Source organism: Mycolicibacterium fallax, from assembly GCF_010726955.1.
In the GTDB taxonomy this organism is placed as follows: Bacteria; Actinomycetota; Actinomycetes; order Mycobacteriales; family Mycobacteriaceae; genus Mycobacterium; species Mycobacterium fallax.
Genome location: NZ_AP022603.1, coordinates 3,275,126 through 3,300,279 on the forward strand (window position 1 = coordinate 3,275,126; position 25,154 = coordinate 3,300,279).

At 67.4% G+C, this 25,154-nt stretch carries 26 protein-coding genes and 1 tRNA gene; 16 read left to right on the forward strand and 11 right to left on the reverse strand.

The window, feature by feature from the left end:
- Nucleotides 1-92: 92 nt before the first annotated feature.
- The 3 genes from G6N10_RS15675 to topA all read left to right on the forward strand — a co-directional run bounded on the left by G6N10_RS15675 (nt 93) and on the right by topA (nt 3,975).
- Nucleotides 93-296, forward strand: coding sequence for a cold-shock protein (locus G6N10_RS15675; protein WP_005138711.1), 204 nt, complete (start codon nt 93-95; stop codon nt 294-296).
- A 129-nt stretch (nt 297-425) separates the two neighbouring features.
- Nucleotides 426-1,004, forward strand: coding sequence for a hypothetical protein (locus tag G6N10_RS15680; RefSeq protein WP_085094969.1), 579 nt, complete (start codon nt 426-428; stop codon nt 1,002-1,004).
- A gap of 157 nt (nt 1,005-1,161) precedes the next feature.
- Nucleotides 1,162-3,975: a type I DNA topoisomerase gene (gene topA, locus G6N10_RS15685; protein WP_179962843.1), complete on the forward strand. Its 2,814-nt coding sequence runs from the start codon at nt 1,162-1,164 to the stop codon at nt 3,973-3,975.
- A 4-nt stretch (nt 3,976-3,979) separates the two neighbouring features.
- Here topA and G6N10_RS15690 read toward each other — a convergent pair whose 3' ends face one another.
- Entirely contained in the window at nt 3,980-5,602 is a 1,623-nt protein-coding gene (locus G6N10_RS15690) for an adenylate/guanylate cyclase domain-containing protein (protein ID WP_407663989.1), read from the reverse strand.
- A gap of 76 nt (nt 5,603-5,678) precedes the next feature.
- Between G6N10_RS15690 and G6N10_RS15695 the strand changes: the two genes are divergently transcribed.
- On the forward strand, nt 5,679-6,893 hold the full coding sequence (locus tag G6N10_RS15695; RefSeq protein ID WP_085094965.1) for a DNA polymerase III subunit delta': 1,215 nt from the start codon (nt 5,679-5,681) through the stop codon (nt 6,891-6,893).
- A 42-nt stretch (nt 6,894-6,935) separates the two neighbouring features.
- Nucleotides 6,936-7,011: transfer RNA gene (locus G6N10_RS15700), tRNA-Thr, on the forward strand.
- A 112-nt stretch (nt 7,012-7,123) separates the two neighbouring features.
- On the opposite strand, the gene G6N10_RS15705 is transcribed toward G6N10_RS15700, so the two are convergent.
- The 4 genes from G6N10_RS15705 to G6N10_RS15720 are packed head-to-tail and all read right to left on the reverse strand — an operon-like array spanning nt 7,124 to nt 10,350.
- Nucleotides 7,124-8,194: a tyrosine-type recombinase/integrase gene (locus G6N10_RS15705; protein ID WP_085094963.1), complete on the reverse strand. Its 1,071-nt coding sequence runs from the start codon at nt 8,192-8,194 to the stop codon at nt 7,124-7,126.
- Nucleotides 8,191-8,385 (reverse strand): helix-turn-helix transcriptional regulator, encoded by a 195-nt coding sequence (locus tag G6N10_RS15710; RefSeq protein WP_085094961.1) that lies wholly within the window; start codon nt 8,383-8,385, stop codon nt 8,191-8,193. Before G6N10_RS15710 ends, G6N10_RS15705 begins: the two co-directional genes overlap by 4 nt.
- Entirely contained in the window at nt 8,382-9,905 is a 1,524-nt protein-coding gene (locus G6N10_RS15715; RefSeq protein WP_133055113.1) for a replication initiator, read from the reverse strand. Before G6N10_RS15715 ends, G6N10_RS15710 begins: the two co-directional genes overlap by 4 nt.
- Before the next feature lie 31 nt (nt 9,906-9,936).
- Nucleotides 9,937-10,350 (reverse strand): hypothetical protein, encoded by a 414-nt coding sequence (locus G6N10_RS15720; protein ID WP_085094957.1) that lies wholly within the window; start codon nt 10,348-10,350, stop codon nt 9,937-9,939.
- 131 nt (nt 10,351-10,481) lie between these two features.
- Between G6N10_RS15720 and G6N10_RS15725 the strand changes: the two genes are divergently transcribed.
- Together G6N10_RS15725 and G6N10_RS15730 are read left to right on the forward strand one after the other, a co-directional pair.
- The gene (locus G6N10_RS15725; protein ID WP_085094955.1) at nt 10,482-11,324 is read left to right on the forward strand and encodes a GntR family transcriptional regulator; all 843 of its coding nucleotides are present in this window, start codon (nt 10,482-10,484) and stop codon (nt 11,322-11,324) included.
- The gene (locus G6N10_RS15730; RefSeq protein ID WP_085094953.1) at nt 11,321-11,962 is read left to right on the forward strand and encodes an HAD family hydrolase; all 642 of its coding nucleotides are present in this window, start codon (nt 11,321-11,323) and stop codon (nt 11,960-11,962) included. Before G6N10_RS15725 ends, G6N10_RS15730 begins: the two co-directional genes overlap by 4 nt.
- Nucleotides 11,963-12,055: 93 nt before the next feature.
- Here the strand turns inward: G6N10_RS15730 and pstS (G6N10_RS15735) are convergent, their stop codons facing one another.
- Genes pstS (G6N10_RS15735) through G6N10_RS15750 form a run of 4 tightly spaced genes read right to left on the reverse strand, consistent with a single transcriptional unit; the run spans nt 12,056 to nt 16,548 of the window.
- Nucleotides 12,056-13,180: a phosphate ABC transporter substrate-binding protein PstS gene (gene pstS / locus G6N10_RS15735; RefSeq protein ID WP_085094951.1), complete on the reverse strand. Its 1,125-nt coding sequence runs from the start codon at nt 13,178-13,180 to the stop codon at nt 12,056-12,058.
- A 50-nt stretch (nt 13,181-13,230) separates the two neighbouring features.
- Nucleotides 13,231-14,691 (reverse strand): FAD-dependent oxidoreductase, encoded by a 1,461-nt coding sequence (locus G6N10_RS15740; RefSeq protein ID WP_085094949.1) that lies wholly within the window; start codon nt 14,689-14,691, stop codon nt 13,231-13,233.
- Nucleotides 14,692-14,710: 19 nt separating this feature from the next.
- On the reverse strand, nt 14,711-15,805 hold the full coding sequence (pstS, locus tag G6N10_RS15745; RefSeq protein WP_085094947.1) for a phosphate ABC transporter substrate-binding protein PstS: 1,095 nt from the start codon (nt 15,803-15,805) through the stop codon (nt 14,711-14,713).
- A 50-nt stretch (nt 15,806-15,855) separates the two neighbouring features.
- On the reverse strand, nt 15,856-16,548 hold the full coding sequence (locus G6N10_RS15750) for an arsenate reductase/protein-tyrosine-phosphatase family protein (protein WP_085094945.1): 693 nt from the start codon (nt 16,546-16,548) through the stop codon (nt 15,856-15,858).
- 202 nt (nt 16,549-16,750) lie between these two features.
- Between G6N10_RS15750 and lpdA the strand changes: the two genes are divergently transcribed.
- Nucleotides 16,751-18,145: a dihydrolipoyl dehydrogenase gene (gene lpdA / locus G6N10_RS15755; RefSeq protein WP_085095094.1), complete on the forward strand. Its 1,395-nt coding sequence runs from the start codon at nt 16,751-16,753 to the stop codon at nt 18,143-18,145.
- 72 nt (nt 18,146-18,217) lie between these two features.
- On the opposite strand, the gene G6N10_RS15760 is transcribed toward lpdA, so the two are convergent.
- Nucleotides 18,218-18,610, reverse strand: coding sequence for a MerR family transcriptional regulator (locus tag G6N10_RS15760; RefSeq protein WP_085094943.1), 393 nt, complete (start codon nt 18,608-18,610; stop codon nt 18,218-18,220).
- Between the two features lie 11 nt (nt 18,611-18,621).
- Entirely contained in the window at nt 18,622-20,163 is a 1,542-nt protein-coding gene (locus tag G6N10_RS15765; protein ID WP_085094941.1) for a SulP family inorganic anion transporter, read from the reverse strand.
- A 211-nt stretch (nt 20,164-20,374) separates the two neighbouring features.
- Here G6N10_RS15765 and G6N10_RS15770 point away from each other — a divergent pair, with 211 nt between their 5' ends.
- The 8 genes from G6N10_RS15770 to trxA are packed head-to-tail and all read left to right on the forward strand — an operon-like array spanning nt 20,375 to nt 25,114.
- Nucleotides 20,375-20,749, forward strand: a complete 375-nt coding sequence (locus G6N10_RS15770) for an ArsR/SmtB family transcription factor (protein ID WP_085094939.1) — start codon at nt 20,375-20,377, stop codon at nt 20,747-20,749.
- Nucleotides 20,746-21,834 (forward strand): ACR3 family arsenite efflux transporter, encoded by a 1,089-nt coding sequence (gene arsB, locus G6N10_RS15775; RefSeq protein ID WP_085094937.1) that lies wholly within the window; start codon nt 20,746-20,748, stop codon nt 21,832-21,834. The genes G6N10_RS15770 and arsB overlap by 4 nt, the downstream gene beginning before the upstream one ends.
- Before the next feature lie 10 nt (nt 21,835-21,844).
- Nucleotides 21,845-22,516 (forward strand): arsenate reductase ArsC, encoded by a 672-nt coding sequence (locus G6N10_RS15780; protein WP_109750470.1) that lies wholly within the window; start codon nt 21,845-21,847, stop codon nt 22,514-22,516.
- A 40-nt stretch (nt 22,517-22,556) separates the two neighbouring features.
- Nucleotides 22,557-22,973, forward strand: coding sequence for an arsenate reductase ArsC (locus tag G6N10_RS15785; RefSeq protein WP_085094935.1), 417 nt, complete (start codon nt 22,557-22,559; stop codon nt 22,971-22,973).
- A complete protein-coding gene (locus tag G6N10_RS15790; protein ID WP_085094933.1) occupies nt 22,970-23,386 on the forward strand; it encodes an arsenate-mycothiol transferase ArsC in 417 nt (138 codons plus the stop codon). Before G6N10_RS15785 ends, G6N10_RS15790 begins: the two co-directional genes overlap by 4 nt.
- Nucleotides 23,386-23,778, forward strand: coding sequence for an arsenite efflux transporter metallochaperone ArsD (gene arsD, locus G6N10_RS15795; RefSeq protein WP_085094931.1), 393 nt, complete (start codon nt 23,386-23,388; stop codon nt 23,776-23,778). The genes G6N10_RS15790 and arsD overlap by 1 nt, the downstream gene beginning before the upstream one ends.
- 35 nt (nt 23,779-23,813) lie before the next feature.
- Nucleotides 23,814-24,785 (forward strand): thioredoxin-disulfide reductase, encoded by a 972-nt coding sequence (gene trxB, locus G6N10_RS15800; protein WP_085094929.1) that lies wholly within the window; start codon nt 23,814-23,816, stop codon nt 24,783-24,785.
- Nucleotides 24,782-25,114 carry a thioredoxin gene (gene trxA / locus G6N10_RS15805; protein WP_085094927.1) on the forward strand — a complete coding sequence of 111 codons (333 nt, stop codon included), beginning with the start codon at nt 24,782-24,784 and terminating at the stop codon, nt 25,112-25,114. Before trxB ends, trxA begins: the two co-directional genes overlap by 4 nt.
- Nucleotides 25,115-25,154: the final 40 nt, after the last annotated feature.

The window sequence follows — 25,154 nt, forward strand, 5'->3', positions numbered from 1 at the left end:
GTTGTTCCTGCGAAGGATGGCGGTCACAACGGGCCACGGTGCTCCGAAGTGGTGTGCCGTACCCGAGAAGTACAGTAAGGAAAGATCGAAAGATGCCACAGGGAACTGTGAAGTGGTTCAACGCCGAAAAGGGCTTCGGGTTCATTGCCCCCGAGGACGGCTCCGCCGACGTTTTCGTCCACTACACGGAAATTCAGGGGTCGGGCTTCCGCACCCTGGAGGAGAACCAGCGCGTGGAGTTCGAGGTCGGCCAGAGCCCCAAGGGCCCGCAGGCCACCGGCGTCCGCGCGGTGTGAGTCAACCGACGTAAACGCAATCCCCCCGATCCACCCGCCCGGGTGATCGGGGGGATTTCGTTTTGTCTCCCGGGCGCGTCCACCCCGTCGCTGCCGACCGACCGGGCGTCGCTGCCCTAGTGTCGAGGGATGGATCAGCTGTCGTTCTTCTCGGCTGAGTCGGTGCCGCCCGCGGTCACCGACGTCACCGGGTTGCTCGCGACGGCCGGCCAGATCCTCACGGTGCGCGACGGGGTCCGGGTGTCGGTGGTCGTCGATCAGTTGTGGCGGGCGGTCGCCATCGCCGCGATGATCGTCGAGTCCGGGCTGCAGGCCGAGGTGACCCACACCGAGGAGAACACCCCGCTGGTCCGCACCGCCGTCGACGCCCGGCTGGTGCCGATCGCGATCGGCTGGACGCGCGGGGCGGTCAAGACGGTGCCGGCGGACTGGGTGCCGGGCTCGCGGGAGCTGCGGATCTGGACGCTGGCCGCGGGCAGTCCCGACGGCGACCGCTACCTGCTCGGCCTGGACCCGCACGCCCCCGACACCCATTCGCCACTGGCCTCGGCGCTGATCCGGGCCGGTATCGCGCCCACCCTGATCGGCACCCGGGGCAGCCGTCCGGCGCTGCGGATCAGCGGCCGGCGCCGGCTGTCGCGGCTGGTGGAGAACATCGGGGAACCCCCGGCGGACGTCGAAGCGTTCGCACATTGGCCACGGGTATGACACGGTGACCACAGGCCCTCGGCTTGCACAGGCCGCGGCAGAATGCAAGATTGGCCGCGGCGGCACGCGCTGACGGGCCGCACGACATATATAAGGACAGACGGCCCGCGGCCGTCCGCAGTGGGAGCGTAGGGGCAAGTTGGCTGGCAACGGAACCGTGAAGCGACTGGTCATTGTCGAGTCGCCGACCAAGGCCCGCAAGATCGCCGGGTACCTGGGCCCCAACTACATCGTGGAGTCCTCCCGCGGCCACATCCGCGACCTGCCGCGCAACGCCGCCGACGTGCCGGCCAAGTACAAGCAGGAGCCCTGGTCCCGGCTGGGGGTCAACGTCGACTCGGACTTCGAGCCGCTCTACATCGTCAGCCCGGACAAGAAGAGCACGGTCACCGAGCTCAAGAACCTGCTCAAGGGCGTCGACGAGCTCTACCTGGCCACGGACGGTGACCGCGAGGGCGAGGCCATCGCCTGGCACCTGCTGGAAACCCTCAAGCCGCGGATCCCGGTCAAGCGGATGGTGTTCCACGAGATCACCGAGCCGGCCATCCTGGCCGCCGCCGAGAACCCCCGCGACCTGGACATCGACCTGGTCGACGCGCAGGAGACCCGCCGCATCCTGGACCGGCTGTACGGCTACGAGGTGTCCCCGGTGCTGTGGAAGAAGGTCGCCCCGCGGCTTTCGGCGGGCCGGGTGCAGTCGGTCGCGACCCGCATCATCGTGCAGCGCGAGCGGGAGCGGATGGCGTTCCGCAGCGCCGGCTACTGGGACATCGTCGCCGAACTCGACGCCAGCGTGTCCGACCCGGGCGCCACCCCGCCGGTGTTCAGCGCCCGGCTGGTCAACGTCGACGGGCTGCGGGTGGCCACCGGCCGGGACTTCGACTCGCTCGGCGCGGTCAAGAAGCCCGCCGAGGTGGTGGTGCTCGACGAGGCCGGCGCCAACGGGCTGGTCGCCGGACTGTCCGGGGCCGCGCTGACGGTGTCGTCGGTGGAGGAGAAGCCCTACACCCGGCGGCCGTACGCGCCGTTCATGACCTCGACGCTGCAGCAGGAGGCCGGGCGCAAGCTGCGGTTCTCCTCCGAGCGCACCATGAGCGTGGCGCAGCGGCTGTACGAGAACGGCTACATCACCTACATGCGTACCGACTCGACGACGCTGTCGGCCAGCGCCATCGACGCCGCCCGCAACCAGGCCCGGCAGCTCTACGGCGAGGAGTACCTGCACCCGACGGCGCGGCAGTACACCCGCAAGGTCAAGAACGCCCAGGAGGCGCACGAGGCGATCCGGCCGGCCGGCGACACCTTCGCCACCCCCGACGCGGTGCGCCGCGAGCTGGAGAACGACGAGTTCCGGCTCTACGAGCTGATCTGGCAGCGCACGGTGGCCTCCCAGATGGCCGACGCGCGGGGCACCACGCTGAGCCTGCGGATCGCCGGTGCCGCCGCCGACGGCCGCGACGTCACCTTCGCCGCCAGCGGCCGCACGCTGACCTTCGCCGGCTTCCTCAAGGCCTACGTGGAGACCGTCGACGAGCTGGCCGGCGGCGAGGCCGACGACGCCGAGCGGCGGCTGCCGAACCTGCGCCAGGGCCAGCAGGTCAGCGCCAACGCACTGACCCCGGACGGGCATTCGACCAACCCGCCGGCCCGCTACACCGAGGCGTCGCTGATCAAGGCGCTGGAGGATCTCGGGATCGGCCGGCCGTCGACGTACTCGTCGATCATCAAGACCATCCAGGACCGCGGCTACGTCTACAAGAAGGGCAGCGCGCTGGTGCCGTCCTGGGTGGCGTTCGCCGTGATCGGTTTGCTGGAGCAGCATTTCGCGCGGCTGGTGGACTTTGACTTCACCGCCGCGATGGAGGACGACCTCGACGCGATCGCCGGCGGACAGGAGCGCCGCAGCAACTGGCTGCGCAACTTCTACTTCGGCGGTGAGCACGGCGCGGAGGGCTCGATCTCGCGGGCCGGCGGGCTCAAGCAGCTGGTCGGCGGCAACCTCGACGGCATCGACGCGCGGCTGGTCAACTCGATCAAGCTGTTCGACGACGCCGAGGGCCGCGCGGTCAACGTCCGGGTCGGCAACTACGGGCCCTACCTGGAGCGGATGGTGCTCGGCGAGGACGGCGAGCCGACCCCGCAGCGGGCCAACCTCAACGATTCGCTGACCCCCGACGAGCTGACCCTGGAGCTGGCCGAGGAGCTGTTCGCCACCCCGCAGGACGGCCGCAGCCTGGGCGTCGACCCGGAGTCCGGGCACGAGATCATCGCCCGGGAGGGCCGGTACGGGCCGTACGTCACCGAGGTGCTGCCGGCCCCGCCGGAGGATCCCGAGGACGGGGTGGGCGCGAAGAAGTCCAAGAAGCCGACCGGCCCCAAGCCGCGCACCGGGTCGTTGCTGCGCAGCATGGATCTGCAGACGGTGACGCTGGAGGATGCGCTCAAGCTGCTGTCGTTGCCGCGGGTGGTCGGGGTCGATCCGGACAACGGCGAGGAGATCACCGCGCAGAACGGCCGGTACGGGCCGTACCTGAAGCGCGGCACCGATTCGCGTTCGCTGGCCACCGAGGACCAGATGTTCACCGTCACCCTGGAGGAGGCGCTGAAGATCTACGCCGAGCCCAAGCGTCGGGGACGCCAGGCCGCGGCCACCCCGCCGCTGCGCGAGCTGGGCACCGATCCGGTGTCGGGCCAGCCGATGGTGATCAAGGACGGCCGGTTCGGCCCGTACGTGACCGACGGCGAGACCAACGCCAGCCTGCGCAAGGGCGACGAGGTCGCGACGATCACCGACGAGCGGGCCTCCGAGCTGCTGTCGGACCGTCGGGCCCGCGGGCCGGCCAAGAAGGCCACCCGCAAGGCTCCGGCCAAGAAGGCCGCCGCGAAGAAGGTGGCTGCGAAGAAGGTCCCGGCCAAGAAGACGGCCGCCAAGAAGACGGCCGCCAAGAAGGCCGCAGCCAAGAAGGCCTAGCGGCTTAGGTCTGCACCTCGTCGAGCGCGGCCAGCCGGATCGGCCGGGCCAGCTGGGTGGGCTCGGTGCGCCCGCGCAGCTGCACGATCTCCCCGACGTTCCAGGCCAGCGCCTCGGCGTCGGTGGCGTCGGCGACGGCGGTGGCCGAGGCGAGCACCCGGTCGGGCTCCAGCTTGGCCAGCTCGGTCAGCCGGGCGGCCTCGTTGACCGGGTCGCCGATCACCGTGTACTCGAAGCGGGCCTGCGCGCCGATGTGCCCGGCGATCGCCCGCCCGGCCGAGACCCCGATGCCGAACTCGTCGCCGAGCAGCGGCAGCAGGTTGTCGTGCAGCTCGCGGGCGGCGGCCAGCGCGGCGCCGGAGGTGTCGGGGTGTTCCAGCGGTGCGCCGAAGATGCACAGCGCCGCGTCGCCCTGGAACTTGTTGACGAACCCGCCGTAGCGGTCGACGGTGTCGACGATGACCCGGAAGAACTCGTTGAGCAGGATCACCACCTCGCCGGGCGGGCGGGTGGCGGTCAGGTACGTCGAGCCGACCAGGTCGACGAACAGCACCGCCACGTCGCGCTCCTGGCCGCCCAGCTCGGTGCCGCGCTCCAGGGCCCGGCGGGCCACGTCCTCGCCGACGTAGCGGCCGAACAGGTCCCGCAGCCGCTGCCGTTCGGCCAGGTCGCGGACCATGTCGTTGAACCCGGCCTGCAGCAGCCCGAGCTCGGAGGCGTCGTAGATCTGCATGTGCGCGTTGTAGTTGCCGCGCTGGACCTCGCCGAGTGCCCAGCGCAGCTGGCGCAGCGGGTCGGCGATGGACATCGCGGCCAGCACGGTGCCGGCCAGGCCGATCACCAGCGCCGCGCCGGCCAGCATCAGGATCGGGGTGAACAGCTGGTCGGGGGAGGCGTTGAGCACGTTGGTCTTGCCGGCGACCACCGCCAAGACGATCGAGAGCACCGGGACGCCGGTGGACAGCACCCAGGTCAGCACCAGGCGCTGGATCACCCCGGCGGCGTGGAAGTTCTCCGGCACCCCGCCGCGCAGCGCGGCCACCGCCACCGGGCGCAGCACCCGCTCGGACTGCAGGTAGCCGATGATCGAGGTGGCGGTCGCGCCCAGCGCGGTGGCCACCGCCAGCACCGGGGCGGACTGCGCGGCGACCGGCCAGCTGGCGCTGATGAACACCACGCCGCCGATCAGCCAGTTCGTTGCGCTGATCATGGTGCGGTAGATCGGCATCCGCAGCGCGCGGGTCCGGGCCAGGTCGGTGGCGGCCGGGTCGGGGTCGGTGAGCAGCCCGTCGCGGCGCTGCCAGCGGAACACCGGGGCCAGCAGCCACAGGCTGTAGATGGCGCCGATGGTGAACGCGACGAACAGGTAGATCAGGAACACCGCCAGGTTGGTCGCCGGCAGGTCCTGCAACTGCACCCGGTCCTCGCCGGGCAGCCCGAACCGCAGGAAGCCCAGCACGAACAGTGCGCCGATGATGTCGGCCTGCAGCATGCCCAGGGTGAACACCGGCCAGGGCGTGCGGACCACCCAGCGGGCGAACGCACTGATGCGCGCCGGGTGCAGCCAACCGAGGTTCACCGGTAAACCGTATCCGGCGGGAGCGGTGAATCTGAACCGCTTCACCACAGTTGGACCCCGATGGGGCGGTAATCGGCGTGCGAGCCGGGCGTGGGCGTCGGTGCCGGGCACTATTCTGTCGGTGATGTCCCGGGTATTTGCGCGGCTGGTCGGCCAGGATGCGGTCGAAGCCGAGTTGACGGCCGCCGCCACGGCGGCCCGCGGTGACACTGCTCACAACGCGGGCGCCGGTTCGGCGATGACGCACGCCTGGCTGATCACCGGCCCGCCCGGATCGGGCCGATCGGTCGCCGCCCAGTGCTTCGCGGCCGCCCTGCAGTGCACGTCAGAGGGGGTGCCGGGGTGCGGGCAGTGCAAGGCCTGCACGACGACGATGGCCGGCACGCACGGCGACGTCCGCCGGGTGGTGCCCGAGGGACTTTCGATCGGCGTGGCCGAAATGCGCGGGATCGTGCAGATCGCGTCGCGCCGGCCCAGCACCGGCCGGTGGCAGGTGGTGGTGGTCGAGGACGCCGACCGGCTCACCGAGGGAGCGGCCAACGCGCTGCTGAAGGTGGTGGAGGAGCCGCCGGCGGCGACGGTGTTCCTGCTGTGCGCGCCGTCGGTCGATCCGGAGGACATCTCCGTCACGCTGCGCTCGCGGTGCCGGCACGTCGCGCTGACCACCCCGTCGGTCGAGTCGATCGCCCGGGTGCTGACCGATGGCGACGGCCTGAGCGAGGAGGAGGCGCACTGGGCGGCCTCGGTCAGTGGCGGGCACGTCGGACGGGCCCGCCGGCTGGCCGTCGACCCGGAGGCCCGGCAGCGCCGGGAGCAGGCGCTGGCGCTGGCCGGCGAGGCGACCATGCCGGGTCGGGCGTTCGGCGCGGTGGAGGCCCTGGTGAAGGCGGCCGACGAGGAGTCCAAGGCGCTGACCGCCGACCGCAACGTCGCCGAGACCGAGGAACTGCGGACCGCGCTGGGGGCCGGGGGCACCGGCAAGGGCGCGGCCGGGGCGATGCGCGGGGCCGCCGGCGCGCTCAAGGACCTGGAGAAACGGCAGAAGTCCCGGGCCACCCGGGCCGCCCGCGATGCGCTGGACCGGGCGCTGATGGACCTGGCCGGCTACTTCCGGGATGCGCTGATGGTGTCCTCGGGGGCGGGTGCGGTGACGGCGAATCACCCGGACATGGCCGAGCGGACCGCCCGGCTCGCCCAGCACGCGCCGCCGGACCGACTGCTGCGCTGCATCGAGGCGGTGCTGGACTGCCGCGAGGCGCTGGCCGGTAACGTCAAACCCAAGTTCGCCGTCGACGCGATGGTCGCCACGGTCGGCCAGGCGCTGCGTTCCGACCAGTAGCCCCGGGCCTGTAGACTCTGCTGCGCCCGGTGCGCCGGGCACGCCGCCTTAGCTCAGTCGGTAGAGCAATTCACTCGTAATGAATAGGTCAGGGGTTCGATTCCCCTAGGCGGCTCCATTTTGTCCACGCACGTCAGCCCGGCTCTGATGGCTGGCGGGCCCGGTCAGACCGGCCACCGTGCCGCCATTGTGGGCACGCTTTGGGCACATCACCCGGTGCCCGGGGATTCTCACGTCGGTTTCCTCAGGTCGTTTAGGGCGGCGGCGACGGTGTCGAGTTCGTCGTCATAGAGATGGGCGTAGATGCGGGCGGTGGTCGTGATGGAGGCATGGCCCATCGCCTTTTGAATCCATCGGAGGTCCGCACCGGCCAAGCGGGCCAGACTGCCGAATGTCCGCCTCAAGTCGTGCGGTGTCACGCCCTCCAAGCCCAGCGACTCGATCGCCTTGTCCCATCCTGACCGGGCGCGCCAGTTTCCGTTCCGGAGGTGGCCGCCCTCAGGTGCCGGAAACACCAAGTCGTTCGGGCGGCGACCCTCGATCCTGGCCTTCAGGATGTCCCGGAGAAACGCGGGAATGCCGATATCGCGAGTCGAGGCGACACTCTTGGGGACATCGACGTCCATGTGGCCCGCGACTTCGGTCGCCCGCTCGAAGACCCGCACCCGATTGCGCGCCAGATCAACGTGGAGGACGCGCAAGCCAGCAGCCTCCGACCAGCGCAGCCCGAGGTAGGCCATGCACAGCACGATGTCTCCATGCTCGCCGAGTTTGTCGGCGAGGGCGTCGACCTCGTCAGCGGTCAGGATGCGCTCCCGGGCCGGGGGACGGGCCGGGAGGTCGACGCCCCGCGCGACGTTGTGGGGCAGCCGGCGGGTAGAGACACCGTGCTCGAGAATGAGGCACAGGACTCGGTGGGCGTATCTGACGGTCTCGGCTCCTTTGGTCTTCGACAGCGAGGCGACCCAATCGGCGACATCGCCGTGCTCGATCTTGCCGATCGGCCACAGCTGGAACTGATTAAGCGCATGTTGCATCGCGACGCGGTAGTTCTGCGGCGTCGTCTTCCGGCGGTGGGTCAGAGTAGTGCGCTCGTACTCCTGCCAGAGGCTGAGCAGTGTCATGCGCCCGCGCTGCGGGTCCACGAACTCGCCCCGGCGCATCCGACCACGCAACTCGGCTTCGAAGTCCTCGGCGTCACGGCGGCGGTCAAAGGTTCGTGAACGCTGGCGCTGATCCGGGGTGCGATAGCGGACGCGCCAACGCACCCGGCCGGCGGCATTGAGTCGCTTCTCGATCACGCGGCCCTCTTCGTCTCTTCGATCCAGCGGAGGACCGCGGCCGCGTCGAAGCGGCGATGCTTGCCGATCTTGAAAGATGGCGGCCCCTCGCCATGGATCGCCCAGTGATGGACGGTCGACACCGGGACGCACAGGATCTCGGCGACGTTCTTGACCGTCAGCAGCCGGGGGAACGTAATGCCGTCGTTCATCGTCTGTCCTTCCTCTGGGTGATTGCGTCTCGCGTCTGTTCGGCCCGCCACTGCGCGTACTCCCGTGATCGCGCTGCCGCCGCAAGCGCGAGGGCCCTGTCGCCGCTGCGTGTCCAGCCGCTCCCTTGGAAGGCCCACGCTCCGACGATCAGCGTCGAACTCTCCTCGTCCGCGAGTAGCCGCTCTTCGAGTCCCGTTGGGTCAAGCGGCTTGCCGCGGCGCTCGAGGTCGGCTCGCAAGAGTTGGAAGCGATGCCGGGCACGTCGCAGCGCTCCGAGGGTGATCGAGTATCGCCGCGACTTGGTCGAGAAATGACCGCGAAAGCCAAGCGTCCGGTTCCGCTTGAACAGCAGCAGATATGGAGAATCCTCACCCGCCGCCATGCCGCGGGTGGCGAGTTCCTTGCACGTCTGCTCAAGCTGCCGCAGATGAGGGCCGCGGAGTTGCCCGTGATCCAGTTCAGCGACGTCTTTGGTGGCGTACTTCGCGAGATAGCCGGCGACCTGCTCGGCATGTAGCGAATCCGTTTGGTAGTCAACGCCTTTGGCCCCGCGAACCGGTCGGATGTCGATCTGGGTGCCCCATTGGATGAGTCGGCTGGTGTCCTCGGCGTCGATGGCAGGCGCGAAGTACTCGACACCGTTGATCACGCGTCGGAACGTCTCCGCCAGCTCGGCCTCGTCCAACGGCGATGGTGAGCCAGGGCCTGACGGTCCGTCGAGGCGGAACAGGGCGTGGAAGTGGACAAGTCCTCTTGTCTGGAACTCAGCTACCTTCGCGTACTGGAGCGACGCCGACTCCCCCAGCGATTCCTCGGGTACGTCCAACTTCGCGGCGATCGCCCGGCGCAGTGCCATCACCGTCCGGCGCCAGAGTTCAGGGGCCCACCAGTTCCAGACGACCGCGCCTTCCCAGTCGTAGCACTCGTCACAAAGCGGGGCGCCGCCGTGAGGGTCGTGGGGTTCGTGAATGGCCATGCAGCTCGTCGGCCGTCCGTGCCGACAAGTCTCTGACATGTCGCGGGGTCGGCACCGGCCGCCGGCAGTAGAACCTCCGACCGGCCGCGGCCCGTGAACAGAGCCGAACGAGGGAGCGGTGAACGTAGCGAACAGCACGGGATTACTGGCCACGCCGGTCGATACGGTTTTGCCGCCGACCAGGCCCGCTCGAAGCATCTCGAACGTGTCGCGGGCGTAGACCCGGGAGCAGGACGGACATACGTCGGCGCGTCTGTTGCCGCAGGGGCGGTAGACGACGCCGAGCGGGGACTGGTCGGACGAAAAGGTATCCAGCACTTGGCCTGTCGCGGCGTCCACGGTGGTCGAGCTTCCGACCAGGCGCACGGGGTTCGCGCAGTAGCCGACCCTCGCCGCGGTATCCGCCCATGCATCGAAGGACCCGTCTGCGATCCGTTGGATCAGCGCTTCCGTGGTAGCCGAGCTGAACTCGGCGATATCGAGCGGTGCGGTGTCCCCGAACCCGGGAAATCCTGAGTTCGGGGACACCGCTGATGCGCTCACTTGAGTGCCGATTCCTGATTGCGGCCGAGGACTATGCGGCGCCCTTGTCCACTGCGCTACCAGGCGCAAAGATGCCGTCGGCGCGGAAGGACCACGCGATGCGGGGTCGCGATCCGGTCTCGTCGATGTAGGGCAGTGCCGTCAGCCCGGCGAACTCGATCGGCGTCCACGGGAAAGGCGTCTTGTTCGCCGGGACGACCGGCTGGGTCTTGGACAGGAACTTCACCGTCACGGCCGTGTCGCGCTTGGCGGCGTCCGGATCAGCGTCGAGGACGGTCGCCTGCCACATTGGCAGCCCGGACTCCTTCTCGACCGACTGGGGCCGAACGCCGTCCGGTCCGATCGGGGAGTTGAAGTCGAGGACGGGCTCGATGCCGCCCTTCAGGTACGCGCCGCTGGGGAACACGGCCGAGTGGGCGAGGGGGATTCGCTTCTGAATGGTCAACGGTAGATCCCTTCAACGGTTTGGCTAGCCATTTCCAGCCAACCGCAGTATATGGACAACCATGCCGTTCATGTCAAGGGTTTAGGGCCGTGTTGGCCAGGCGGGCTGATCAACTCTGTACGCTCAGCTGCATGAGCCTTGACCTGGATGACCCGAGGCCGCCGTATCAGCAGGTGGCCGCCAAGCTGCGGGCGGCGATACTGACGGGGAAGCTGGCACCGGGGGAGCGGTTGCCCACGCAGGTCGAGTTGTCGAAGACCTATGGCGTTGCGCGAATGACTATTCAGCAGGCGCTGCGCATCCTCAGGGACGATGGTCTGATCGCGACCCGGCAGGGGAGTGGCATGTTCGTGCGGCAGCGGACAACGCGGCCGATCGCACTGAGACCCCATATCGAGCAAGGCTTCAAAAGCCCTCAGGTGCGCATCGACTTTTCGGGCTATACGGCAGAGACGCTCAACGGCATTCTCACCGAGCCGCTGGACCAAATTCGTAACGGCAGCTTGTCACCCGAGTCGATTCGACTGCGACTTCTGCTGCCAGACCTCGGTGCGTCGTTGGCTCTCCCAATCGCCGTCGATCGTGACGCGACTCAGTCGCAACTCGCCCGCGAGAGAATGGCGGCGATCAGCGACCGCCATGTCGGGCTGATCCAGGCGGCTGTCGAGGAACTTGTAGGATTGGATCTGGTACCCGATGCGAAAGTAGCTGTGCGCCTTTACGAATCGGCACCCCTGTTTAAGGTCTACATCATCAATGACGCCGAAACCTTCTTCGGTTACTACCCCGTTATGCGTCATGACGTGACGCTCGATCGCAAGAGCGTCGCGATCTACGACCCAATGGGTAAAGACGCTGTGATGTTCCACTACAGCGACGATGGTGACCCGGATTCGACCTCAACCCAGTTCCTCACGCAGACCCGTAACTGGTTCAACAGCATTTGGGACTCGATCGCTCAGCCGCTTCCATGACTGACGCCGAGGCAATCATCGCAAGCGCCGGCGCGCTGCTCCTTGATTTCGATGGGCCGATCACTGCGCTCATGCCGGCGCCACTGAATGCCGAGGCCGCTGATCGGGCACGTGCTGCGCTGCAACATGTTTCGCTTCCCGACGAGATCCAGTCAACTACGGATCATCTGGCCGTTCTGCGCTATGTCGCAGCGTTCATGCCCGCCGAACTGAATCGCGTGGAGGCCGCCTGCTCTTCTGCAGAGGTCGCCTGCGCGCGACGCAGCCAGCCGAGTCCGGAGATACGGACAATGCTCAGAAATGCGCAACGCCAAACGATTCCCGTCGCGATCGTAAGCAACAACAGCCAGTCCTCGGTCGAGGAGTTCCTACAACGCTTCAGTTGGACCGCACCGATCCAGGTGCTCGCATGCCGAACACCGGCGACGGTGCTGAGGTTGAAGCCGGACCCGTACCTCGTGCGTACAGCTGTTGAACAGCTCGATGTGGACGCTGGCCGCTGTGTCTTCGTCGGTGACTCGGCCACCGATGTCGAGGCGGGGCGGGCAGTGGGAGTGCGAGTAATCGGATTGGCGAAGACGCCGCAACGTGGGCAGGAGCTGCTCGACGCCGGTGCTGTAGCCCTGATCGAGCGTTAGCGGACGCCGCCAGCTCGGCGCCATAACTCCTGATGGAAGGATGGCGGATCCGCCGGAGATTTGCAGTTGGAGAACGCTGAGCCCACGGATTCTTTAGGTGATGCTGTTGACCGCGGTGGCGATTTTGCTTTGAAATTCCGCGGGCAGAGGGATGTAGCCGACCTTGTTGAGGTCGGTTTGGCCGACGGTGACCGCTGCTTGGAGGAAGGCTTTGACGGCTTCGCCGGTGGTCGGGTCGGGGTAGCGGGAGCAGACGATCGCGTAGCCGGCGAGGAGGATGGGGTAGCCGAATTTCGCGCTGGGCTGGAAGGCCGGGGTCATGTCGAGGACCAGGTTGTTGCCTTGGCCGGTGATCGTGACGGGGGCGATGGAGGTGCCCGTCCAGTCGGTGCCGATGTGGGTGATGCCGGCGGGGGTTTTGATGTCAGCGGTCGACAGTCCCTGGTTGATTGCGGAGGACCATTCGTTGTAGGTGATCGCACCCGGGGTGGTTTTCACCGCTTCGGCTGTGCCCTGATTTCCGGGGGCGCCTTGGCCCACGCCGCCCTTGAATGTCTTCCCGGCGCCGCGTGTCCACGACCCCGCTGATGCGGTCTGTAGGTATTGCTGGAAATTGTCGGTCGTCCCTGATTCGTCGCTGCGGTGCACGACCCGGATTTCTTCGGCGGGCATGGATGTGCGGGGGTTCGGATGCGCCCTGCCGGCCGGCAAGTTCAGTGCCTCGATTGCCGGGTCGTCCCACCGGGTGATGGCACCGGAGAAGATGCCGGCCAGGGTGGGGCCGTCGAGGATCAGGACGTCAACGTCGGGGAGGTTGTAGGTGATGGCGATCGGTCCGAATACGATCGGGATGTTGAGCGCGTCGGCGCCGCCGCAGCGCTGTTTTGCAGCGTCGTACTCCTTGCCTTGAAGTGGTGAGTCGGAGCTGCCGAAATCGGTTTTTTTGCTGAGGAATTCCTGGATTCCGGCTCCGGATCCGTTGGCGGTGTAGGTCAGCGTTCGTCCCGGGCATGCGTCTTGGTAGGCCTTGGTGAAGTGGGCTATTGCGGCGGTTTGGGCGGTCGAGCCGCTGGCGGTTAGGTCTTGTTTGCCTGCGCAGGCGACGGTGGCGTCCTCGGCGTAGGGCTGCACGGGCCCGGTCCGGGAACACGATGCGGTGAGCAGGGCGGCTGCTGCGGTGATCGCGGCCGTCGCGGCCAGGAAACGGTTGTTGGCCATGGTGGTTGACTCCTTGGAAAGCGGTGACGAGGGCCTGTTTGCGGACGGTCTCAGAGCGGGGCGGATGAGGCATCCCGACGGCCGTTGGCGGCGTGCAGATCCCGCCGTTGGGCATCGAGTTGGTGTTCGCGGGTCCACGCTTGGGCGGCGATTTGGGTGGCGTCCCAGGGGGAGCCGAGCGGGGGTGTGTAGGACAGGTCGAGCTCGTTGAGGCCCTCGACTGTCATTGAATGAAACAGGGCTGCTGCGTAGGTGTCGACGCGTTTGGACACCTCGGCGCGGCGGTGACCGACGAGTTGGGCTCCGAGGAGCCGCCCGCTGGCGGCGTCTCCGGTGATGCGGATATGCAGGGGGGTAGCGCCGGGATAGTAGGCCTTGTGATCGTCGGGGGCCGATGATGTGGTCACGGGCTGCCAGCCGGGGTTGACCGGGCGGGCCTCGTGTTCGCGAAGGCCGGTGCGGGCGGCCACGAGGTCGAACACTTTGACGACCTGGGTGCCCAGGCTCCCAGCGAAGCGGGCTTTGCCGCCGAGGGCGTTCTCGCCGGCGACGCGGCCCTGTTTGTGGGCGGTGGTGCCCAGCGGCAGCCAGGTGATGCCGAGGAGCCGGTGGTGGGTGTGCACGCAGTCCCCGGCGGCGAAGACGTCGGGCAGGGTGGTGCGCATGGCCTCGTCGACGGCGATGGATCCCTTGACGCTCAGCTCAGCGCCGGCATCTGCGGCCAGTGCGGTGTCGGGTGTCACGCCGACCACTACCAAGACGACGTCGACGACGCGGACGGTGGTCTTTCCATGGTGGGTGGTTGTCAGCGAAATCGCCCCGGTCTGGGTCCGCGCGATGGCCGTGACGGTGGTGTCGGTGAGGACCTCGACGCCGTTGCGTTCCAGTTCGGCGTGGATCAGCGCACCGAGTTCGGGGTCCACGGTGGGTAGCACTTCGGGCAGGGCTTCGATCTGGGTGACGGCGATTCCCCGGGTGGTGAGGGCTTCGGCCATTTCCAGTCCGATGTATCCGGCTCCGACGATGGCCGCTGTCTTGGGGTTTCGATTCGTCAGGGATTCCATCACCGCGAAGGTGTCTCCCATGGAGTGCAGAAGGTGCACCCCGTCGGCGGGTCCCAGCGCATCGGGGCCGTGCAGTCCGGTGATCGGTGGGCGAAAACTCAGTGCTCCGGTGCCGACAATCAGCGCATCGTAGGGCAGCAGGCCGGGATTTCCGGCCGGGTCGAGGACCTCGAGGGTGTGGTCGGCGGGGTTGATGCGGGTGGCCCGGGTGTCGGTGCGGACCTCCATCCCGGTGGCTGCCAGGTCGGCGGCGGTGCGGTGGGCGAGGTTGGTCCAGTGGGTGACTTCGCCGGAGACGTAGTAGGGGATCCCGCAGATGGAGAAGTTGGGGTAGGCGTCGGCGACCACCACCGTGACGTGGGTGTCGGGGTCGAGTTCGCGGGCCCGCAGGGCGGCGCTGATTCCGGCGTCGCTGCCACCGACGGCGACGATACGGCGAGTTGTCATGGGCGTGGCTCCTGAGGGGTCATCTGATGGCGTTGACGGCGTCGGCGACTCTTGCCTGGAATTGGTCGGGCAGCGGGAAATAGCCGTGGTCTTCCAGGTTGACTTGTCCTTGGGTGACGGTGGACTGCAGGAATGCCCGCACCGCGGTGCCGGTCTGGGGATCGGAATACGTCGAGCACACCAGTTGGTAGGTGGCCAGCACGATCGGGTAGGCGCCCGGCTCGGTTGGGTTGTAGAACGTCGAGGTGTCGAGCACCAGGTTGTTTTCAGCACCGGTGATGGTGGCGTTCGCGATGGTCTTCTGCACGGTGGCCGCGTTGATCGTGACCGGTTCCGGTCCCGCGGAGGTCAGGATCTTGGCGGTCTTGAGTCTCAGGTCCTGGGCGAATGACCACTCGTTGTAGCTGATCGCGCCCGGGGTGTTCTTCACGGTCGCCGAGGTGCCCTCGTTGCCGGCGGAGCCCTGGCCGACGCCGCCGTTGAAGACCTTTCCGGTTCCCTTGCCCCACGCGCCGCCCGAGGCGGCATCGAGGTAGCGCTGGAAGTTGGCGGTGGTGCCGGAGCCGTCGCTGCGGAAGACCACCCGAATCGGTTCGTCCGGAACAGCGGGGTTGCGATCTTTGATCGCCGGGTCGTTCCACCGGGTGATGGACCCGTTGAAGATCCTGGCCAGCGTCGGGGCGTCCAGGACCAGCGTGTCGACGCCGTCGAGGTTGTAAGTGATGCCCAGTGGGCCGAAGACCACCGGCAGATTCCAGGCTTCCGAGCCGCACCGCTGGCGGGCCGTGGTGTACTCGTCGCCGGCCAGCGGGGAGTCCGAGCCGCCGAAATCGGTTCGGCCGTCCAGGAATTCGCTCACCCCGGCCGCGGAGCCGTTTGAGGTGTAATCCACCGTCTTCCCTGGGCAGGTCTTCTGATAGACCTCGACGAACCGGGCCATCGCGTTCGCCTGCGCGGTCGACCCGCTGGCGACCAGGGTGTCCTTGCCGCCGCACTCGACCGTCGCTGACTCCGCGTAGCTGGGCCGGCCTTGATCGCTGCCGCATCCAGCCACCAGCAGCACGGCCGCGGCAACGATGGACAGGGTGGCGGAGCGGTTCAGCGAAACAACCATGGCAGATGCCCTTCGGTTTGGACTGATTGACATCGGCGGCCCTATCGGTTTCACGGCCGTCGCCGCCGTTGGCCGCCGTCGACAGTCACAGCCAGCCGGTCGATCCGGGCAACCAGCTCGTCGAGGGCGTGATCGAACGCCCGGGCGCCCCCCGCCGTTACGGGATCGGCGATCGACCAGTGCAGCCGCGCCGTCTCGGGAGGCAGCTCTTCGTGAACGTTGTCGCACACCGCCACGATGAGGTCGGTGGGGCGGCGCACGTCGTCGAGGTGGCGCGGACGGCCGGGCCGCATCGCCAGGTCATGGCGGGCCGCCGCGGCGAGCGCGCCGGGGTGCACCCGGGCAGCGGGTCGGGTGCCGGCCGAGGCCGCAGGCAAGCGGCTGCGCCGATTCCACACCGCGACCGCTAGTTGGCTGCGCGCGGAGTTCTGGCTGCACACGAACAACACCCGTTCGAACTGCAGCGACACCGGCGGCACCAGCAGATCCAGCGCGGCGGGGATCAGTTGCAGGTAGGTGCGGCGACGATCGCCCTCGGAGCGGACCCGCCGCAGCAGGCCGGCGCCTTCCAGCACACCCAGATGATGGGCCAGCAGGCTCGAGGACATCGACACCGCACGTTGCAACTCCGACGGTGAGGCGTCCGCCAACAGCAGTCGGTCAACGATCGTCAACCGGCCGGGATCAGCCAGGGCCGCATGAACCTGCACGCGCCGCAACGCCTCGGGAGAAAGCTCAACCATGATTGAGTCAATGTGCGCTGAGTGAGATCGGTGTAGCAACGGATGCACCGAAAGTCCGCCAGCCCTTCACCTGCTGTTCATTGCGGCGTCGGATCCGGTTCGCCGTCGGCGCCCCTGGCGCGGGCGATGACCGAACCGCGCCGGCGAAGATGTGTCGGTTCGGCACTTGTGCGAGGCTGCTTCGCCCATGGATTCTGGGGTGATGACTCACTATGACGTTGTCGCTCTCGGTGGCGGTCCCGGCGGCTACGTGGCCGCCATTCGCGCCGCCCAGCTCGGCCTGAACACCGCGGTGATCGAACCGAAGTATTGGGGTGGGGTGTGCCTCAATGTCGGGTGCATCCCGTCGAAAGCGTTGTTGCGCAACGCCGAGTTGGCCCACATTTTCACCAGGGACGCTCAGACGTTCGGGATCAGCGGGCAGGTGAGTTTCGACTACGGGGCGGCGTTCGACCGCAGCCGCACGGTGGTCGACGGGCACGTCGCCGGTGTGCACTTTCTGATGAAGAAGAACAAGATCACCGAGATCAACGGCTACGGCCGCTTCACCGACCCCAACACCATCGAGGTGAGCCTCAACGACGGCGGCACCCAGATCGTCACCTTCGACAACGCGATCATCGGCACCGGCAGCAGCGTGCGCCTGGTGCCGGGAACCTCGCTGTCGGCCAACGTGGTCACCTACGAGGAGCAGATCCTGTCCCGGGAGCTGCCGCGCTCAATCGTGATCGCCGGCGCCGGCGCCATCGGCATGGAGTTCGCCTACGTGATGGCCAACTACGGCGTCGAGGTGACCATCGTCGAGTTCCTGCCGCGGGCGCTGCCCAACGAGGACGCCGAGATCTCCAAGGAGATCGAGAAGCAGTACAAGAAGCTCGGGGTGACGATCCGCACCGGCACGAAGGTGGAGTCGATCAGCGACGACGGGTCTGCGGTGACCGTCGTCGTGAGCAAGGACGGCACGACCGAGGAACTCAGGGCCGACAAGGTGTTGCAGGCCATCGGGTTCGTCCCCAATATCGAGGGCTTCGGGCTGGAGACCACCGGTGTGGCGCTGACCGACCGCGGCGCGATCGCGATCGACGACTACATGCGCACCAACATCGCGCACCTGTACGCCATCGGTGATGTGACCGCGAAACTGCAACTGGCCCATGTCGCCTCGGCGATGGGGGTGGTGGCCGCCGAGGCCATCGCCGGCGCCGAGACGATGCCGCTGGGCGACTACCGGATGCTGCCGCGGGCCACGTTCTGCCGACCCCAGGTCGCCAGCTTCGGACTCACCGAGGAACAGGCTCGCGCGGAAGGCTATGACGTCACGGTGGCGAAGTTCCCGTTCAGCGCCAACGGCAAGGCCCACGGCCTGGCCGAGCCCACCGGGTTCGCGAAGGTCATCGCCGACGCCAAATACGGTGAGCTGCTCGGCGCGCACCTCATCGGGCCCGACGTCTCGGAGTTGCTGCCCGAACTCACCTTGGCCCAGAAGTGGGACCTGACGGTCACCGAGTTGGTCCGCAACGTCCACACCCACCCCACCCTGTCGGAGGCGCTGCAGGAATGCTTCCACGGCCTGGCCGGCCACATGATCAACCTGTAGGGCCCGCCAGGACTTCGACTACTCGGTGATCGTGAGAGTCGCCGTCCACGGCGTAGTGGTCTGAGTCGAGTCCTAATTTTCAGCGCCGAAGACCTCGTCGGCCCGCGCGGTGAGTAGTTCGGCCAGTTCTTCGGCGTAGGCGAGTTGTGTGCGCAGTCTGGTGGCGCTTTCTTGGGCTTTGGTTCGGCAGTGCTGCAGGTAGTTCGCCGCGGTAGTGCGCTGCTGTTGCGATGCCCCGGCGTCGTTGAGGGCATCCAGTGAGTCCAGGAGGTCTCTCATCTCGGTGAGGGTGAATCCCAGTGGTTTCATTCTGCGGATGACGAGCAGGCGGTCGATGTCGGCTTCGGTGTAGAGACGGAACCCGCCGGTCGAGCGCGCCGATGGGGTCACCAGCCCGACCTCGTCGTAGTGGCGCACGGTCGTGATGGACAACTCGGTGCGTGCCGCGACGTGTCCGATCTGCATGTGCCCGTAGGTCAATGTTCTGCTCCCAGATTTCCGGAGAGCAGGTCGTGGCGGTCGGCGGAATCGGTGTTCAGGCCGATGATGTCGACGTGTTTGCCCTTCGCGCGGTACTTCGTGGTGACCGCGTCCAGGGCCGCGACGGTGGAGGCATCCCAGATGTGGGAGTCGGACATGTCGATCACGATATTGCGTGGATCGTCGATGTAGTTGAACTGGTACACCAGGTCGTTGCTGGAGGCGAAGAACAACTCACCGGTCACCCGGTAGACGACGGTATCGGGGGTGCCGTCGTGGTCGTCGTCGGTTTCCGCGATCTTCTCCACGGTGACCATGTGGGCGACGCGGCGGGCGAAGAGCACCATCGCGGTCAAGGCGCCGACGATCACCCCGTAGGCAAGGTTGTGCGTGACGACGGTGACCACAACGGTGGCCAGCATGACCATGGTCTCGCTGCGCGGCATGCGGCGCAGCGTCGCCGGTGTGATGCTGTGCCAGTCCATCGTGCCGACCGAGACCATGATCATCACCGCCACGAGTGCGGCCATTGGGATCAGGGCCACGATGTCACCCAGCCCGACGACCAGACCCAGAAGAAACAGCCCGGCCAGGAACGTCGAGATCCTGGTGCGGGCACCGGACACCTTGACGTTGATCATGGTCTGGCCGATCATCGCGCAGCCGCCCATGCCGCCGAAGAAGCCGGTCACGACATTGGCGACGCCCTGGCCCCAGCCTTCGCGGGTTTTGTTGCTGTGGGTGTCGGTGATGTCGTCGACCAGCTTGGCCGTCAACAGGGATTCGAGCAGTCCCACCAATGCCATCGCCAGGGCGTAGGGGGCGATGAGTGTCAGGGTCGACCAGGTCAACGGAACGTCGGGAAGGAACCAGGCCGGCAGGCTCGAGGGCAACTCTCCTTCGTCGCCCACGGTGGGAATCTGTACCGAGAACACGATCGCCGCAGCGGTCAGGAGCACGATCGCGACCAAGGGCGCGGGAATGATCGTCGTCAGCTTCGGCAGGAACACCATGATGATCAGGCCGACGGCCACGAACGGGTACACCAGCGCGGGCACCCCCAGTAGATGGGGCAACTGGGAGGTGAAGATCAAGATCGCCAGGGCGTTGACGAAGCCGACCATCACGCTGCGCGGAATGAACCGCATCAACCGGGCAACGCCCGCAACGCTGAGCAGGATCTGGAAAACCCCCGCAAGCAACACCGCCGCCACCAAATAGTCCAGCCCGTACTGTCGGGCCAGGGGCGCGACCACCAGGGCGATCGCACCGGTGGCCGCCGAGATCATGGCGGGGCGGCCTCCGACGATCGCGATCGTCACCGCCATCGTGAACGAAGAGAACAACCCGACCCGGGGATCGACGCCAGCGATGATCGAAAACGAGATCGCCTCCGGGATCAGCGCTAGAGCCACCACCAGACCGGCGAGCACCTCGGTCCGCAGCCGTTTCGGGGATCGCAACGCCGCCATCACCGACGTGCTGGGATCACCGGCTTCGCGCACAGCGGATGAAGGCGAAATCGGTTGAGACGACACAGTTGTCCGTTCGGTCCAGGCACCGCAGTGGCACATAATCGTTTAGGGGAGTCTGCTGCGTAGTCGCGAGAGCAACGCGATAGCGCAACCGCAGCGATGGGAATCACGCGGCAAGCCAACACCGCCGACCCTACTCTCACCCGAGGTTAGAGTGTGAATCCCACAGGCCCAATGGGTTGACCCCTGATTGGACGCCTGTCAATATCGACCTATGTCGAATCACGGGTTGTCCGGGGATGCCTGTCCGGTGGCGCCACTGGTGGCTGAGCCGCTGAGCTTGGCCTCGGCGGTGGAGATGGCCGCGAAGTTCAAAGCCCTGGCGGATCCGGTGCGCCTGCAGCTGCTGAGTTCGGTGGCCAGCCATGCCGGGGGTGAGGCGTGCGTGTGCGACATCTCCGCCGGTGTGGAGGTGTCCCAGCCCACGGTGTCGCATCACCTCAGGGTGCTGCGCGATGCGGGGCTGCTGACGTCGCAGCGCCGGGCCTCGTGGGTGTACTACGCGGTGGTGCCCGAAGCCTTGGCCGCGCTGTCGGGGCTGTTGAGCGTGGCCACTGATTCCGCCGCGGCAGTGGGGGTTTCGGCATGACCGACACGGTCAGTCCCGAAGCGCCGGTCGCCGGCCGGCTGTCCACCCTGGATCGTTTCCTGCCGGTGTGGATCGGTGTGGCAATGGTGGTGGGCCTGCTGTTGGGCCGCTGGATCCCGGGGTTGAACACCGCCCTGGAGAAGGTCCAGATCGACGGCATCTCCCTGCCGATCGCCCTGGGTCTGCTGATCATGATGTACCCGGTGCTGGCCAAGGTCCGCTACGACCGTCTCGACACCGTCACCGGTGACCGCAAACTGCTGATCAGTTCGCTGGTGTTGAACTGGGTGCTCGGCCCGGCCCTGATGTTCGCCCTGGCCTGGCTGCTGCTGCCGGACCTGCCGGAATACCGCACCGGGCTGATCATCGTCGGCCTGGCCCGCTGCATCGCCATGGTCATCATCTGGAACGACCTGGCCTGCGGGGACCGTGAGGCGGCCGCGGTGCTGGTGGCCCTGAACTCGGTGTTCCAGGTCATCATGTTCGCCGCCCTGGGCTGGTTCTACCTGTCGGTGCTGCCCGGCTGGCTGGGCCTGGAGCAGGCCGGAATCTCCGCCTCGCCGTGGCAGATCGCCAAATCGGTGCTGATCTTCCTCGGGATCCCCCTGCTGGCCGGCTACCTGTCCCGCCGACTCGGCGAGAAGGCCAAGGGCCGGCAATGGTACGAAAGCAAATTCCTCCCGAAGATCGGCCCGTGGGCACTTTACGGCCTGCTGTTCACCATCGTGATTCTCTTTGCCCTGCAGGGTGATCAGATCACCAACCGGCCGTGGGACGTGGCCCGCATCGCCCTACCCCTGCTGCTGTACTTCGCGATCATGTGGGGCGGCGGATTCCTGATGGGCGCCGCACTGGGACTTGGGTACGCCCGGACCACCACCCTGGCGTTCACCGCGGCGGGTAACAACTTCGAGTTGGCGATCGCGGTGGCCATCGCCACCTTCGGTGCCACCTCCGGGCAGGCCCTGGCCGGGGTGGTCGGCCCGCTGATCGAAGTACCAGTCCTGGTCGGGTTGGTCTACGTATCCCTGGCGTTGCGGAAACGCTTCCCCGCACAGCCCAGCCCAGCAACCCGCCAACCGTAAAGGAGTCGCGATGCACGACAACGAGACCGCCGCCGCGCACACCACCGCCGATCTGCTGATGCCCCAGGCGGTGCTGTCGCGGGCCGCGCAGAACCTCGCGGCGAGATATGACGGGGTGTTCTCGCCACAAACGGTGGAGAGGTATGTGTTCGAGTCGTATGCCTCGCTGCGCCGCACCGCCCGCATCCACAACCACCTGACTGCTCTGGCCACCCGGTTCGCCGCCGACCGACTGACCGCGCTGGCGCAGGCGCAGGGCGCAGCACCCAAGGATGTGCCGGAGGTGTTGTTCATCTGTGTGCACAACGCGGGCCGCTCGCAGATGGCCGCGGCGCTGCTCAACCACCACGGTCAGGGGCGGGTCCATGTGCGCTCCGCCGGGTCGGCACCCGCGGAGGAGATCAACGCGCAGGTCATCGCGGCGATGGCCGAGATCGGGGTTGATCTGGGTGAGGAGTACCCCAAACCGTTGACCGACGACGTGGTCGCCGCCGCCGATGTGGTGGTGTCCATGGGCTGCGGGGACGCCTGCGCGGTCTATCCCGGCAAGCGCTACCTCGATTGGGCGATCGACGATCCGGCCGGTCAGCCCTTGGACGTGGTGCGGGCGATCCGCGACGACCTCGATACCCGCATCCGTGCACTGCTCACCGACCTGACCGCCCCGTTCTTGTCCGCATGACCTCCCCATCCGATCTCATTCCGAAAGGGCGTTTACTGACATGGCTTCTCGTCCCAGCGTGTTGTTCGTATGCATCCACAATGCGGGCCGTTCCCAGATGGCTGCGGGCTTCCTGCGCGACCTGGCCGGGGATGCCGTCGAGGTCCGCTCCGCGGGCAGCGACCCGGGCCCGAGCATCAATCCGGCCGCGGTCGAGGCGATGGCCGAGGTCGGTATCGACATCTCCGATCAGTCCCCGAAACTGCTCACCCATGAGGCGGTCGAGACCTCCGATGTGGTGATCACGATGGGCTGCGGGGACGCCTGCCCGGTGTTCCCCGGCATCAGCTACCGCGACTGGCAATTGGAGGACCCGGCCGGCAAGGGTATCGGCGCCGTGCGCCCCATCCGCGACGAGATCCGGACCCGGGTGCAGTCCCTGGTCGCCGAACTGCTGCCCGCCCAACCAGCCTCATGACCAAGCCCTCGGTGCTGTTTGTCTGCGTGAAGAACGGCGGCAAGTCCCAGATGGCCGCCGGACTGATGCGCAAGGTCGCCGGTGACCGGGTCGAGGTGTACTCGGCGGGCACCGCGCCGGGTTCGGCGATCAATGCGCTCTCGGCGCAGTCTTTGCTCGAAGTCGGTGTCGACATCACCGGCGAGCACCCCAAGCCGATCGACCCGGCCCTGCTGGGCGAGGTGGACCTGGTGGTCACCCTGGGACGTGAGGCCCGCGTCGACGTGCCTCCTGGGACCCGGCTGGAGAACTGGGACACCGACGAACCCTCCGAGCGCGGCATCGAGGGGATCGAGCGGATGCGGCTGGTCCGCGACGACATCGCCACCCGCGTGGACACACTCAACGAACAGCTGACCGAGAAGGAGAAGTGATGAGCAAGATCGAGGTATTCGAGCCGGCCCTGTGCTGCGCCACCGGGATGTGCGGGGAAGACGTCGACCAGGCGCTGGTCACCTTCTCCGCCGACATGGACTACATCCGCAGCAGCGGCGGTGACATCGCCCGCTACAACCTGGCCAGCGAACCGCAGGCCTTCGCCGACAACGAGGCCGCCAAAGCCTTCCTGCACGTGTCCGGCTCGGCCGGGCTTCCCCTGATCCTCGTCGACGGGGTCACCGCCATGACCGGGCGTTACCCCGACCGGGCGCAACTGGCCAGCTGGGCGGGTCTGGACACCGCCCCCGCCGGGGGCACTGAGCTGGGCCTCACCGCCGCGGCGTCCGAGGGTGGCTGCTGCGGCGGTGCGGCCTCCAGCTGCTGCTAACCCGACACCCTTCACGCACCCACAGAAAGACGGTTATGAGTTCACAACCCGTGCATGACGTCATCGTCATCGGATCCGGCCCGGCGGGCTACACCGCGGCGATCTACGCCGCCCGCGCCGAGTTGAATCCTCTTGTCTTCGAGGGCACCTCGTTCGGGGGTGCGCTGATGACGACTACCGAGGTGGAGAACTATCCGGGCTTCCGCAGCGGTATCCAGGGGCCTGAGCTGATGGAGGAAATGCGCGAGCAGGCCCTGCGGTTCGGCGCCGACCTGCAGATGGAGGACGTCGAATCGGTGTCGCTGGACGGACCGGTCAAGGAAGTCGTGACCGCCGGCGGCCAGACGCACCGGGCCCGTGCGGTGATCCTGGCCATGGGTGCCGCCGCCCGCTACCTGGGCGTGCCCGGGGAACAGGAACTGCTCGGCCGCGGAGTCAGCGCGTGCGCCACCTGTGACGGGTTCTTCTTCAAGGAGCAGGACATCGCCGTGATCGGCGGCGGCGACTCGGCCATGGAGGAAGCCACCTTCCTCACCAAGTTCGCCCGCAGCGTCACCATCGTGCACCGGCGCGAGGAGTTCCGGGCCTCCAAGATCATGCTGGAACGCGCCCGCGCCAACGACAAGATCCGCTTCCTGACCAACACCACCGTCATCGCGGTCGACGGCGAGAGCACGGTGACCGGCCTGCGGGTCCGCAACGCCCTCACCGGTGTGGAATCCACCCTGGCAGTCACCGGGGTGTTCATCGCCGTCGGGCACGACCCTCGCTCGGAGTTGGTCCGCGGAGCCGCGGAACTGGACGCCGAGGGCTACGTGGTGGTCCGCGGCCGAACCACCGCCACCTCAGTCGAGGGTGTCTTCGCCGCCGGGGACCTCGTCGACCATTCCTACCGGCAAGCCATCACCGCTGCGGGCAGCGGCTGCTCGGCGGCTATCGACGCCGAACGGTGGCTGGCCGACACCCACCACACCGCCACCACCGCGATGATCGGAGCACACCAATGAGCACCACCAGCACCCCGCTGACCGTCACCGACGACTCCTTCGCCGCGGACGTCCTGGCCAGCGAAACACCTGTCCTGGTGGACTTCTGGGCAGCCTGGTGCGGGCCATGCAAGATGGTGGCCCCCGTACTGGAGGAGATCGCCAAAGAGAAAGCCGGGGTGCTGACGGTGGCCAAGATCGACGTCGACGCCAACCCCTCGACCGCCCGTGACTTCCAGGTCGTCTCCATCCCCACACTGATCCTGTTCAAGGACGGCACGCCGCTCACCCGGATCGTCGGCGCCAAGGGCAAAGCCGCTCTCCTCACCGCGATCGCTGACGTCATCTAGCGGCAGCATCGTCGAACACCCTTCCCTGCTGTGCCACCGA